Source organism: Zoogloea sp. (genome assembly GCF_030157465.1).
In the GTDB taxonomy this organism is placed as follows: Bacteria; Pseudomonadota; Gammaproteobacteria; order Burkholderiales; family Rhodocyclaceae; genus Zoogloea.
In genome coordinates this window covers 10,301-23,192 of sequence record NZ_JAOAUU010000109.1, presented here as the reverse complement: position 1 = coordinate 23,192, position 12,892 = coordinate 10,301, and the positions used below count along the sequence as shown (strand labels likewise).

Sequence of the window (12,892 nt, the reverse complement as noted above, 5' to 3'; positions counted from 1 at the left end):
AAGGCCGCAGTTTTGTTGCCGAATTGGCACCTTGGCGGCCTGTTTTGGGGCGGATCGGGCGCCCGGTAGGGTAGGCTGCGCGGGTTTCCGTATCCCGTTCTGCCAATGTCCGCCTTTTTGCACCAGCTTTCTCTTGCCGCGCCCTTCTTCGGGCTGGTTTTTGTCGGCTATGCGCTGATGCGCTTTTCCGGCTGGCCGGCGGCCATGTCCGACAACCTGTCGCGCTTTGTTTTCTCGGTGGCCATGCCGGCCATGCTGTTCCGCATGATGAGCGACCTGTCGCGCCTGCCGCCGGTGGATGCGCGGCTGCTGATCGCCTTTTTCGGAAGTTGCCTGATCGTCTTCGTCATCGGCCGGGTGCTGGCCTGGAAGTTTTTCCGGCTCGACGGTTCGGCCCAGTCGATCTTTGCCCTCGGCGGCATTTTTTCGAACAACGTGCTGCTCGGCATTCCCCTGGCCAGGGCGGCGCTTGGCGAAGCGGCGCTGCCTTCGGTGGCGCTGGTGCTGGTGTTCAACTCGCTGATCTTATGGACGTTGGTGACCGTTTCGATCGAATGGGCGCGGCACGGCAGCTTTTCGGCCAAAGGCTTTGCCAAGACGGTGCGCGGGGTGGCGACCAACCCGATCGTTGCCAGCATTGTCGGCGGCAGTCTGTTTGGCCTCAGCGGTCTGCCGGTGCCGGCGCTGATCGACCAGCCGCTGGGTATGATCGCCCAGGCCGCGGCGCCGCTGGCAATGATCGTGCTGGGCATGGGGCTGGCCGAATACGGGGTGCGCGAGGGCTGGCGGATCAGCGTGGCGATCTGTTCGGTGAAACTGCTGGTGCAGCCGCTGGTGGTGTGGCTGCTGGCCCGCCTGCTCGGCCTGCCGCCGATGGAAACCCAGGTGGTGGTGCTGCTCGCCTCGCTGGCGGTGGGGGCCAACGTTTATCTGATGGCCCGCCACTTCAAGCTGCTTGAAGGGCCGGTGGCTGGCAGCCTGATTTTATCGACGATGCTGTCGGCGGTGACGACGCCGCTGGTCGTGAGCCTGATGCGCTGAGGGCGGGCCTGCGCGAAGAAGAAATCTGCTGCACGGACTAGACTGGATTTCATGGGTCCATGACATCCCGCTTCCGGGATGCGGCCATGAGGTGCAGCGATGGAAACGATACGGGTCGCGAATGTCGAGGCAGCCATCCAGCTGGCCACACAGCTCAAAAGGGAAGGGCGTTACGACTGGTTTCGGGGCCAGGTGAGGTGCTGGCCGCTGCAGACCTCCCTGCACCGGAAGCTGGCTGGCGACGGCGAGGCCCACGCTGCCTATGTCGAGCGGCTGGGGCGTTTCATGGACTGGGCGGCGGGCACACCGCAGCTGGCCTATCTCAGCGAGGGCGCCAATGCCGACGCCCTTTTCGCGATCCTCCAGCACTATGGTTTCCCGACCAACTACGTGGATTTCACCACCGATCCTGCGGTTGCCGGCTTCTTCTCGGCGGACTGCGTGACGCCGCCGAAGGATGCTGGCGACTCGGTCATCTATTGCCTTGACACCGACGACCTGCGGGATTTCTACGCGGATTTCGACGAAGACCCGGAGACTGAAAAATTCAAGGCCGCGCCGGTATCGATAGACGTTTCGAACCTGTGGCGCCTGCAGGCCCAAGGCGGACATTTCCTTTTCATCAACCATGACCTTGAGGCGCTATACGGTCCGCTCGATCGCATTGTCTTTCCGTGGACGGGCTACCCGGCCTACCCGCCGCGGGAACAGATCTACCCGGTGCACAAGAGCGCGCTGGAGCAGCTGCTGGACCAGTATTTCTTCGTCGAGAAGAGCCTCGAGGAAAGCCGTCGTTTCTTCGAGACGATCGCAGGACTCAAACGCGCCGGGGCGAAGATCGGCATGGCGCTGACGACGGCCCGACCGGAGGGTTATCTGGCCGAGCATTTTTCCGTTCCCCTCGAGCCGCTGCCGGGCTGGGCGCCCGATCTTCTGGTGGACTGGCGGCAGCCGCGCAGCGAGCCCTTCGGTGCCACCGTGGGGCGTTTCCAGAAGATCGTCCTGCGTGATGACCCGGGGGCGCCGCCGGCCGCGGAGCAAGTGGAAGGGGCGATCCTGTCGGCACTGTCGCGCGATGCCGGCCTGCGCGGGCAGGCGGTGGAGTGGATGTTCTCCGGTGCAACGGGTCTGCTCGCCACCGACGGTTTTGCAGGCGCTTTCCGGGCCGGCTGGAATGGCCTGCGTGGGCTGGCTTATGCCGATGAGGACATCGCCGTGGCCTTGGGCAGCCTCGTCGCGTTGTGGTCCGATGCGGACTGCCGCTCGGCAGACGGCCATACCGTCGCGGCGGCTTTCCGACGTCGCTGGCCGGATGCGCGGGAGGTCGAGTTCGCCACTGCGGATGGCGCGTATTCCAAGGGCTGGTGTTCCGACGCCGGCCTGCTGGCGGCCATCGACGACAGCTGGAAGGCGCGGCTCACCGACCGTTCGGAAGCCGTGACGGTGTGGCGGGCGCTGCAACTGACCCAGCACCCGAATCTGCTCTTCGATTTCGGACGCTTCGCACGCCTGTTCTGCCGATACATCGTTCCGTCCCAGCTGGCCGGCGGGCGCAGCCTGACCCTCTTCAATCCGGCGGACCTGTGGCGCCTGGGCTTGCCCTGAGGACGCGCGCGACGGCGGACAAGTGCTGTCCCGACCCGCGAACTTCGGTACAGTCCGCCCCCTTCATTTCCGAAATCACCCTCCCGCGGCCTTCTGCATGCCCTCCTTCCCTCCGTCGTCCCTTGCGCGCTGGCTGCCTGCCTTAGCCCTCATCGTCCTGACCTGCACCTGGGGCTATACCTGGGTGCTCCTCAAGCAGGCCCTGGTCCATGCGCCGCCCTTCGCACTGGCGACCCAGCGCTGTGTCGGGGGCGCACTGGCGCTGCTGGTGGCCGTGAAACTGATGGGCAAATCCATGCGTCTGGTGGCCCCCGGCGAGACGCTGGTGCTCGGTCTGGTACAGATCACCGGCTTCGTCGCGCTGCAGACCTGGGCGCTGGTCGAGGGCGGCTCGGGCAAGACCGCGGTGCTGATCTTCACGATGCCGATCTGGACCTTGCTGATGGCCTGGCCGATCCTCGGCGAACGGGTGCGCGGACGACAATGGCTGGCGGCCGGCAGTACGCTGGCCGGCCTGCTGCTGATCATCGCGCCGTGGGACATGCACGCCAGCCTGTTTTCCAAGCTGCTCGGGCTGGGCGCGGCGATGTGCTGGGCGATCAGCACCATTCTCATCAAGCGCCTGCGCAGCCGCCAGCCGGTGGATCTGCTGGTGCTGACCACCTGGCAGATGATCATCGGCTCGGTGCCGCTGGTCGGGCTGACGCTGCTGGTGCCGGAGCGGGCCACCGATTGGTCGCCCGACTACCTCATGCTGATCGGCTTCCTGTCGGTGATCAGCGTGGCTCTGTGCTGGTGGCTGTGGGTGTGGATCCTTGACCGGGTGCCGGCCTGGGAAGCCAGTCTGTCGGTGCTCGGTACGCCGGTGGTGGCGATCCTGTCGTCGCGCATGACCCTCGGCGAGGCGTTCAAGACCAGCGAGATTGCCGGCATCCTGCTGATTGGCGGCGGCTTGCTCCTGCTGTCCCTGTTCGGCTGGCTGTCGGTCCGCCGGGCAGCGGCCAGGCTGGAGGCCTGAGGGCCCCGCCTGTACAGCTGCCGGCCTCGCCGTTATAGTCCGCCCCGCGGTCTGTGTACCGCTTCAGGTTTTCGTGGGCGCCGGTTCTGGCCGGGCCCTAAATTAAGCCGGGGCCGTTCTCCCTCGTTCCGGCGGCTGGCGTTGCTTTTGGGCGCGCCGTTTTGAGGAGTTTTCCATGTATTCCGTGCCCTTTTCGCGGCGCGCGCTGTTGCGCGCCTGTGTTGCCTCTGCCCTTGCCGCCGCTGCCTGTCTGCCCCTCGCCGCCCAGGCCGAGGAGGTGCTGCGGGTTTCCGCGATTCCCGACGAAGCGCCCACCGAGCTGCAGCGCAAGTTCGCGCCGCTGGGGGCTTATCTGGAAGCGGAAACCGGGATGAAAGTGGTCTTCGTGCCGGTGACCGACTACGCCGCCGTCGTCGAAGCGCTGGCCACCCGCAAGATCGACCTGGCCTGGCTGGGCGGCTTTACCTTCGTGCAGGCCAAGATTCGCACCAAGGGCACCGCGATTCCCCTCGTGCAGCGCGCCGAAGACGCAAAATTCACCTCGCGCTTCATCACTGCCAACGACAGCATCAAGACCTTTGCCGACCTGAAGGGCAAGACTTTTGCCTTCGGTGCGCCCTCGTCCACCTCGGGCCACCTGATGCCGCGCTACTTCCTCGGCCAGGAAGGCCTCAATCCGGACAAGGATTTCAAGAACACGGCCTTCTCCGGCGCCCACGACGCCACGGTGGCCTTCGTGCAGGCCGGCAAGGTGGATGCCGGCGTGCTCAACGCTTCGGTGTGGGACAAGCTGGTCGAGCAGAACAAGGTGGATACGACGAAGGTGCGCGTCTTTGCCACCACGCCGCCCTACTTCGACTACAACTGGACCGCGCGCGGCGACCTCGATCCGAAGATCCAGGCCAAGATCACCCAGGCCTTCCTGAAGCTGGACCCGGCCAACCCGGCCCACAAGGAAATCATGGCCCTGCAGCGTGCCAGCAAGTTCATCCCGACCCGCGCGGAGAACTACAAGGGCATCGAAACCGCGGCCCACGCCGCCGGCCTGCTGAAATAAGCCGAACCCCAGGAATCGCAGAGTCGTAGGTCGGGTTAGCCCAGCGTAACCCGACAGCATTCCGCCGATGTCGGGTTACGCCCTGCGGGCTAACCCGACCTACGGCTCTACGGTTCCTGTGTCTTTATGAAAATTTCAGGCATGGGTTTTTCCCTCGATGGCGTCGGCTTCACCCACGCCAATGGCTACCGCGCGTTGCGCGGCATCACGCTGAGCGTGGCGCCCGGTGAGCGGGTGGCGTTGATCGGTGCGTCGGGTGCCGGCAAGACCACGCTGCTGCAGGTGCTCGCCGCGTCGCTCAAGCCGGGCGAAGGGCGGGTAAACCTGCTTGGGGCCGACCCCTGGGGTGGGTCGCCCCGTGCGCTGAGGGCACTCCGCGCGCGCATCGGGCTGGTGCATCAGGCGGCGCCGATTCCGCCGCGCCAGCGGGTGGTGACGGCCGTGCTGGCGGGTCGCCTGGGCCAGTGGCCGCTGTGGAAATCGCTGGTTTCGCTGGTGGTGCCGGCCGACCCGGAAGGGGCCCGCCGCGAACTCGCCCGGCTCGATCTGGCCGAGCGTCTGTTCGAGCGCTGTGACCGTCTCTCTGGCGGGCAGCTGCAGCGGGTTGCGCTGGCCAGGGTGCTCTACCAGCAGCCGGATCTGCTGCTCGCCGACGAACCGGTTTCGGCGATGGACCCGGCGCTCTCCGAACTCACCGTGGCCTTGCTCAACGAAGAAGCCCTGCGCCGCGGCGTGACGCTGGTGGCCAGCCTGCACGCGGTGGATCTTGCCCTGCGCCACTTTGCGCGCGTCGTGGGCGTGAAGGACGGCGCCATCCTGTTCGACCTGCCGGCTGCCGAGGTGACCGAAGCCTTGCTGCGCGAACTTTACGCATCCGAAGGCGGCCTGCCCTCGGCCGGCGGCATCGGGTCTGATGCAGGGCCTGCTGTCGGGCTGTCGCCGCTGCGCTGCGCATGAGCGTGCCTGCCCGCGACCCTGCCACCCTGCCCCGCCTCGGCTGGACCCTGGCCGCGCTGCTGGTGCTGTGGCCGCTCTTGCAACTGGCGCAGTTCAAGCCGGCGGCGCTGTTCGAGGCGAACAACCTCACCGCGATGGGCCATTTCGTCGGTGGCTTCTTGCCGCCCGAAACCGCGCCGGATTTTCTCGCCCTGCTCGCCAGGGCCACCGTGGAAACCCTGGCGATGGCCACCGCCGGCATTGCGCTGGCGGTGTTGCTGGCGGTGCCGCTGGGGCTGGTGCTCACCCGCAGCCTGTCGATTTCGCGCCTCGGGCCGGGGCGGGGCGGCTGGCCTGGACAGCTGCTGCGCATCGCTGCCCGCGGCGTGCTGGCGGTGCTGCGCGGCGTGCCGGAGCTGGTGTGGGCGCTGCTCTTCGTGCGCATCTTCGGCCTTGGCGCAGCGGCCGGCGTGCTGGCGCTGGGCATCACCTACGGCGGCATGCTCGGCAAGGTGTATGGCGAAATCCTCGAATCCAGCGACGCCCGTCCGGCGCGTTGCCTGCTTGAAGCCGGCAGTGGCCGTCTGGCCGCTCTGTTTTACGGATTGTTGCCCAACGCCGCGCAGGAACTCGTGTCCTACACCGTCTATCGCTGGGAATGCGCGGTGCGCGCGTCGGTGGTGATGGGCTTCGTGGGGGCCGGCGGCCTTGGCCAGCTGATGGACCAGTCCATGAAAATGCTCAACGGCGGCGAAGCGGCCAGCATTCTCGCCACCTTTCTGGTACTGGTGCTGGCCGCCGACGCGCTTTCGGAATTCCTGCGCCGGCGCCTGGCCTGAGCACGCGGGGCTGTCTTTCGGAGGGGTGGCGGGTCAGAATGGGGTCTTCCTCCCGAAGCCCCGCCGCCATGTCAGCAGAATCTTTGCCAAAGCCGCCGAACAAGACGGCCCTTCACGCGGGTTTCAGCCATCTGGGCGCCAGCCTGCTCCCGGCGGCCCGGCTGTTCCTCGACCGCAGCGCCCCGCGTCACGGCGCCGCGCTGGCTTTCTACACGATGTTTTCGCTGGCCCCGCTGCTGGTGGTGATCACTGCCGGCGTTGCCCTGGTGCTGGGCACGTCCGAAGCGCAGGCGGCCATCTATGATTACCTGCTGCGCATGGTGGGCGAAAACGAGGCCCGTTCGATGAAGGCCCTGGCCGATTCGGCGCTGGCCCGGGCGCGGGGTCCGGGCCTTGCCGCGTGGATCGCGGTGGGCACCACGGTGGTGGGCGCCAGCGCGGTTTTTCTCGAACTGCAGGCGGCGCTTGACGCCATCTGGGCTGTTGAAAAAACCCCCACCACGGCCAGAGGCCTGATCCTGGGCCGCCTCAACGGGCTCGGGCTGGCCCTCGGCATCGGGTTTTTGCTGGCGGTGACGATGCTGGTCGAAGCGGCCGTGACGGCGGCGATCGCCTGGCTGGGCGAAGGCCAGGCGTGGCTGGGGGTGATTGGCGGGCTGTCGGATCTGGTTTTCGTCAATGCCACCAGCGCCGTGCTGTTCTCGATTTTGCTGGCCCGGCTGGCACCGGAAAAAGGCATCGGCTGGCGCGCCGCACTGCCCGCGGCGGCGGTGATCACGGCCCTTTTTGCGGTGGGCCGCTACCTCATCGCCGCCTATCTGGCCAGCACCGGCGTGGCCTCGGCCTATGGTGCGGCGGGTTCGCTGGCGGCGATCCTGGTGTGGATCTACTGGTCGGCCCAGATCTTCCTGTTCGGCGCCTGCATCCTGCGGGTGCAGAGCCAGCCCGAACCCTGATTCAAACTGCGGATCGGCGCCCTAGCGTGCGTCGCCGTGGGGGTTGTTGAGCACCAGCCGCACCAGTTCGGCCACCGAGCCGATGCCGAGCTTTTCGCGGATGTGGCCGCGGTGCACGTCCACCGTTTTTTTGCTGATGCCCAGCTCTTCGCCGATCTCGCGGCTCGACAGGCCGTCGATCAGCAGTTCGAGCACTTCGCGCTCGCGGGGCGAGAGCAGCGCCAGCAGCTGGCTGATGGAGCGGCTGTGGCGTTGCAAGCGGTAGAGTTCGGCGGCCTTGTTGGCGGCGTCCTGGACACGGTCGAGCAAGGCCTGGTCCGAGAAGGGTTTTTCGATGAAGTCGAACGCGCCGTTGCGCATCGCCCGCACCGACATGGGAATGCTGCCGTGGCCGGTGAGAAACAGGATGGGCAGTGCCGGGTTGTCGATGCGCAGCACTTCCTGCAGCTCGAAGCCGCCCATCAGCGGCATGCGCACGTCCAGCAGCAGACAGCCCGGTTGCTCCGGGTCGTAGCCGTCGAGGAATTCGCGCCCGTTGCGAAATACGCGCACCGGGTGGCCGACGGATTCGAGCAGCCAGCGCAGGGATTCGCGCACCCCGTCGTCGTCGTCCACGACAAACACGGTTGGCGTGGTCGCGGGCTTAGCGGATCGGTTCGGCATGGCCGGTTTCTCCTGTTGCCAGTGGCAGGCTGAAATGGAATTTGGCGCCACCGTTGCTGCCGCGGGTGGCCCACAGGTGGCCGCCGTGGGAGTCGACAATCGAGCGGCACAACGAAAGGCCGATGCCCAGGCCCTCTTTCTTGGTGGTGAAGAAGGCGTCGAACAGGCGGTCCGGGTTGGCCTGCGGCAGGCCGTGGCCGCGGTCTTCGATCGATACGTTGAGGGTGCCGGCGGCGGTGAGGTGGGTGGAGATGGTGAGCTGGCGGTGCTCGGCCGGGGTGTCGACCATCGCCTCGATGCCGTTGCGGGCAATGTTGGAGATGACCTGCTCGATCAGCACCCAGTCGCAATCCACCAGCGCCGCCTCGCGCAGCAGGCGGTAGCGCACCGAAATACGCCGGGCGCGCGCCTCGATCTCGATGAAAGGGGCGATTTCCTCGACGATGGTGCGGATATCCACGGTTTCCCGGTGATAGCCGCTTTTTCGCGTGAAGTTGCGCACTGTCCGGATGATGCGGCCGGCGCGCTCGGCCTGGACGCGGGTGTTTTCGAGCACCTCGCGGAGTGAATCGCTGCCAAGCCGTCCGGCCGCCTCCCGGCGGATCGCCCCGCCGACGAAATTCATGATCGCGAAGAAGGGCTGGTTCAGCTCGTGGGCCAGCGCCGAGGCCATTTCGCCGGTGGTTGAAAGGCGCGCCATGTGGCTGAGTTCCAGGTCGCGCTGGCGGACCCGGCCTTCGGCCTCGAGGCGGCTGGTCACGTCGCGAAAGGTGACCAGCAGGCCATTCACGCAGGGGTCGTGGAGCAGATTGACGCAGCTGCCCTCGTGGTTGCGCCAGCTGCCGTCCCGGTGCTGGATGCGGTAATCGAGGGCGAACACGCTGCCGTCGTTGCAGGCCAGGGCTTCGATCTGGGTGGCCAGGCGGTTGGCGTCGTCGTGGTGCATGCGCCGGAAGGCGCTGTGGCCGCGTACCTCGCGCTCGCGAAAGCCGAGCACCTGGCGGATCGACGGGCCGACCCAGCGCACGTGACCCATGCGGTCGAGGATGGCGATGCCGTCGCTGATGCTGCCGATCAGGCGCCGGTAATGGGCCTCGCGGGCCACCAGGCGCTGCTCGGCTTCCTTGCGTTCCCGGATGTCGCGCACCAGCGAGATCACCCGCGGATTGCCGTCGGAAATGATGTGCTTGAGGTTGACCTCGATGGGCACGTCGCTGCCGTCGGGCCGGCACAGCCACCATTCGAAGAGCTGCGGGCCTTCGTGGATGGCGCGTTGCAGCCAGGCCACCGCGCCGCTGTCGTCGCAGCCGCGATGCCGTGCGCTGATGTCGCCCACCCGCATCTGGCGCAGTTGTTCCACGCTAAAGCCGGTCAGGTTGGATGCCATCCGGTTGGCGTCGAGGATGGCGCCGGTCAGCTCGTCGTGGATGAAGATCGCGTCGTTGGCGTGATCGAAGACGTCCTTGTAGTTCGTCGCCACGTGCATGTCATTTTCCCCGGGGGCCACCCCTGCCAAGACCGATAAGAATTTATACCTAGTCGCTTAGATGCGACGCCCGATTTACGTCCCGAACCCCCGTCGATAGCCTTGTCAGCACGGTCCCGCTGGATGTGGCGGGCCTCCCGGACAGGCTGCCGGAACACTCCGCGGTGCGTCCGAATACATGAAATTACAGTTTAAATTGAATTTAAAGATTAACCACAGGCTTCAGGTCGAAGCGGGAACCCGCCTACCCCGCAGCGTCCGGGAAGCGTAAGCCCAGCCCTGCAAGCAAGGAGTCGATTTCATGAGCCAGACAAGCACAACTGCACAGCAAGAGGTGGTCGTTTCCACCTACACCCGCGGCATCGTCGGGCCGGGCAACCCGATGCTCGGGCCGCTGGCCGACGGCGGCACGCTCCGCGTCGGCACGCCTCCCGGCTGCTGGGGCCCGATGATCACGCCCAAGTTTCAGGGCGGCCATGAGGTGTCCCAGCCGGTGGCCGTGGAAGGCGCCGAAATCGGCGATGCCGTGGCGATCACTATCCGCCGCATGGAAGTGACCTCGCTGGCCACTTCGTCCGGCGTGATGTCGTTTGTCGATGGCCGCTACACCGGCGATCCCTTCGTCGCCAAGCTGTGTCCGAGCTGCGGCACGGTGAGCCCGCCCAGCCACATCGAGGGCATCGGCGACGACGCGGTGCATTGCGACGTGTGCGGCGCCGAGGTGAATGCCTTCCGCTTCACCAACGGCTACGTCATCGTCCTCGACAAGGACAACCAGGTTTCGCTCACCGTCGACAAGGCCGTGGCCGAGCGCCTGGCGCTGGATGCCAGCGGCAACTCGGGCCTGCCGGCCAACTCCGAGCAGCATTCCATCCTGTCCCTCGCCCGGGCCGACATCGCCGGCCTCGCGGCGCACATGCAGCCCTTTCTCGGCAACATCGGCACCACGCCGTCGCGGGATTTGCCGGATTCGCACAATGCCGGCGACTTTGGCGCCTTCCTGGTCGATGCGCCCCACGCCTACGCGATGAGCCAGGAAGAGCTGGAACGCCACAAGACCGACGGCCACATGGACACCAACTCGGTGCGGGCCGGGGCGATCCTGATCTGTCCGGTCAAGGTGCCCGGCGCCGGCGTGTATATGGGCGACATGCACGCCCAGCAGGGCAACGGCGAAGTGGCCGGCCACGCCACGGATGTTTCCGGCATCACGGAAGTCCAGGTGAACGTGATCAAGGGCCTCACCATCGACGGCCCGATCCTGCTCCAGCGCCCCGACGACCTGCCGCCGATGGCCCGCCCGATGAACCGCGAACAGCGCCGCGCCGTGAAAGCCCTCGCCGCCCGCTTCGGCCAGAGCTTCATCGAGGACAACGGCCCGGTCACCTTCATCGGCAGCGGCCGCACCCTCAACGACGCCACCCACAACGGCGTCGACCGCGCCGCGAAGGTCACCGGCCTGTCGGCCGAGGAAATCCTCAACCGCGCCACCATCGCCGGCTCCATCGAGATCAGCCGCCTGCCGGGCGTGGTGCGCGTCACCTTCCAGTGCCCGATGACGATTCTCGATCGTATCGGCATCGGCCACCTCGTTCGCGCCCAGTACGGCCTCGAGACTGACTGAAGCCCCCGTTCCACACCACACAACAAATAAGGAGCACACCTCATGAATGCCCCCAACGACCTGAAATGGGCCGCGAAATTTCCGGATCTCGGCACCGGCCCGATCCCGGTCGAACCCTGCATTTCCCCCGAGTTCTACGAAGAAGAGCGCAAGAAGGTTTTCCTGAAGAGCTGGTTGAAGGTCGGCCGCATCGAGGAGATCGCCAAGCCCGGTGACTACAAGGTCAAGAAGCTGGCCTTTGCCAAGACCTCGGTGATCCTGATGCGCGGCAAGGACGGCCAGATCAGCGGCTTTCACAACACCTGTTCCCACCGCGGCAACAAGGTGATCGTGGAAACCGGCGAAGAAACCTTCGGCCGCAACAAGGCCGCGGTCGTCACCTGCCGCTTCCACGGCTGGGTGTATGACGCCCGCGGCAAGATCGTGCAGGTGCCCGAAGAGAACAAGTTTCACGCCGATTTCGACAAGGACAAGAACGGCCTCACCCCGGTGCATACCGACGTGTGGGAAGGCTTCATCTTCGTCAATCTCGACCCGTCCGAAAACGTCGTGCCGCTGGCCGAATTTCTTGGCGGCATGGGCACCCACCTCGCCGGCTTTCCGTACGACGAGCTGGGCCAGTGCTTCAGCTACCACACCTACCTGGACTGCAACTGGAAGGTGGCGCACGACGCCTTTGCCGAGGCCTACCACGTGGCCACCATCCACGCCGGCTCCTTCCCCAACGTGTTCTCGTCGGGCCTGCAGAACGTCGAGCTGTTCGGGCCGCACCGCACCACCGCGATCTGCCTGTCGCTGAACGCCGAGCCGACGCCGGTGGCAAAGATCGCCAACAGCCTCGCCACCGGCTCGCTGGTCGCCAAGCGCAGCACCTCGATGCTGCCGCCGACGGTGAATCCCGATCGCCGCGAAGACTTCTCCTTCGAGCTGTCGGTGCTCTTCCCCAACCTGCTGCTGCACATCTCCGAAGGCATCTGGTTTACCCACCAGTTCTGGCCCGTCGCCCACAACAAGACCCTGTGGGAAGGCAAGTACTACGTGCGCCCGGCCAAGACCAACAGCCAGCGCTGGGCCCTCGAACACGCCCAGTGCCTGCAGCGCAACGCCTGGCTGGAAGACACCGCGACGATGGAAGACACCCAGACCGCCCTCGAATCCGGCGCCAAGACGGTGATGCACCTGCAGGACGACGAAGTCCTGATCCGCCACGGCTACCACGCCCTCGAAGCCTACATGCACGCCGAATGAGACAGACCACCATGACCGATCTCTCCCTGCCCAAATCCTTCGAATCCCTCGAGCCGCTGGTCGCCAACTGGGCCCTGCCCACCCAGAACGGCCGTCAGCAGCGCCGCATCGCTTCGTCCCGCGGCGAGCTGCGCGCCTTTTACGACGCCATGCTGCCGCGCCTCGAGGACATCCTCGCCTACGTGGATAAATTTCCGCTCGGCGAACTCCCGCCCGATGCCGACCGCCTGTTCTGCCTGGCCCTGTCGCTGGCCGAAGTGGCGCCGCACATCGAGCTTTACCGCGGCGATCCGAAGGTTCCGTACAGCTTCGACGAAGCGCGTTTCGTGGCCGACCACGGCGCCGTAGCGGCCTGAGATGCCAACCGCCGATCTCGCCCTGCGCCTCACCCGCCTTGAAGACATCGAGGCGATCCGCGC

Annotated in this window: 12 protein-coding genes; 10 read left to right on the top strand and 2 right to left on the bottom strand. The window is 66.2% G+C overall.

What is annotated here, in order from left to right:
* Nucleotides 1–105 precede the first annotated feature (105 nt).
* The 7 genes from Q1W26_RS13400 (at nt 106) to Q1W26_RS13370 (ending at nt 7,452) form a co-directional block, all read left to right on the top strand.
* Nucleotides 106–1,041: an AEC family transporter gene (locus Q1W26_RS13400; protein WP_300440992.1), complete on the top strand. Its 936-nt coding sequence runs from the start codon at nt 106–108 to the stop codon at nt 1,039–1,041.
* Between the two features lie 99 nt (nt 1,042–1,140).
* Nucleotides 1,141–2,646, top strand: a complete 1,506-nt coding sequence (locus Q1W26_RS13395; protein ID WP_300440989.1) for an FRG domain-containing protein — start codon at nt 1,141–1,143, stop codon at nt 2,644–2,646.
* Between the two features lie 97 nt (nt 2,647–2,743).
* Nucleotides 2,744–3,664, top strand: a complete 921-nt coding sequence (locus tag Q1W26_RS13390; protein WP_300440986.1) for an EamA family transporter — start codon at nt 2,744–2,746, stop codon at nt 3,662–3,664.
* 175 nt (nt 3,665–3,839) lie between these two features.
* Nucleotides 3,840–4,721 (top strand): putative selenate ABC transporter substrate-binding protein, encoded by an 882-nt coding sequence (locus Q1W26_RS13385; protein ID WP_300440983.1) that lies wholly within the window; start codon nt 3,840–3,842, stop codon nt 4,719–4,721.
* A gap of 141 nt (nt 4,722–4,862) precedes the next feature.
* Nucleotides 4,863–5,678 (top strand): ATP-binding cassette domain-containing protein, encoded by an 816-nt coding sequence (locus Q1W26_RS13380; RefSeq protein WP_300440981.1) that lies wholly within the window; start codon nt 4,863–4,865, stop codon nt 5,676–5,678.
* Nucleotides 5,675–6,496, top strand: coding sequence for an ABC transporter permease (locus Q1W26_RS13375; protein WP_300440979.1), 822 nt, complete (start codon nt 5,675–5,677; stop codon nt 6,494–6,496). Before Q1W26_RS13380 ends, Q1W26_RS13375 begins: the two co-directional genes overlap by 4 nt.
* 68 nt (nt 6,497–6,564) lie before the next feature.
* On the top strand, nt 6,565–7,452 hold the full coding sequence (locus Q1W26_RS13370; protein WP_300440976.1) for a YihY/virulence factor BrkB family protein: 888 nt from the start codon (nt 6,565–6,567) through the stop codon (nt 7,450–7,452).
* A 21-nt stretch (nt 7,453–7,473) separates the two neighbouring features.
* Here Q1W26_RS13370 and Q1W26_RS13365 read toward each other — a convergent pair whose 3' ends face one another.
* Nucleotides 7,474–8,115 (bottom strand): response regulator, encoded by a 642-nt coding sequence (locus tag Q1W26_RS13365; protein ID WP_300440973.1) that lies wholly within the window; start codon nt 8,113–8,115, stop codon nt 7,474–7,476.
* Complete coding sequence (locus tag Q1W26_RS13360; protein ID WP_300440971.1) at nt 8,096–9,601, bottom strand: PAS domain S-box protein; 1,506 nt, start codon at nt 9,599–9,601, stop codon at nt 8,096–8,098. Before Q1W26_RS13360 ends, Q1W26_RS13365 begins: the two co-directional genes overlap by 20 nt.
* A 301-nt stretch (nt 9,602–9,902) precedes the next feature.
* Here Q1W26_RS13360 and Q1W26_RS13355 point away from each other — a divergent pair, with 301 nt between their 5' ends.
* The 3 genes from Q1W26_RS13355 to Q1W26_RS13345 are packed head-to-tail and all read left to right on the top strand — an operon-like array spanning nt 9,903 to nt 12,829.
* A complete protein-coding gene (locus Q1W26_RS13355) occupies nt 9,903–11,225 on the top strand; it encodes an acetamidase/formamidase family protein (RefSeq protein WP_300440968.1) in 1,323 nt (440 codons plus the stop codon).
* Nucleotides 11,226–11,267: 42 nt separating this feature from the next.
* Nucleotides 11,268–12,473, top strand: a complete 1,206-nt coding sequence (locus Q1W26_RS13350; RefSeq protein WP_300440965.1) for an aromatic ring-hydroxylating dioxygenase subunit alpha — start codon at nt 11,268–11,270, stop codon at nt 12,471–12,473.
* 11 nt (nt 12,474–12,484) lie between these two features.
* Entirely contained in the window at nt 12,485–12,829 is a 345-nt protein-coding gene (locus tag Q1W26_RS13345; protein WP_300440963.1) for a hypothetical protein, read from the top strand.
* Nucleotides 12,830–12,892 lie beyond the last annotated feature (63 nt).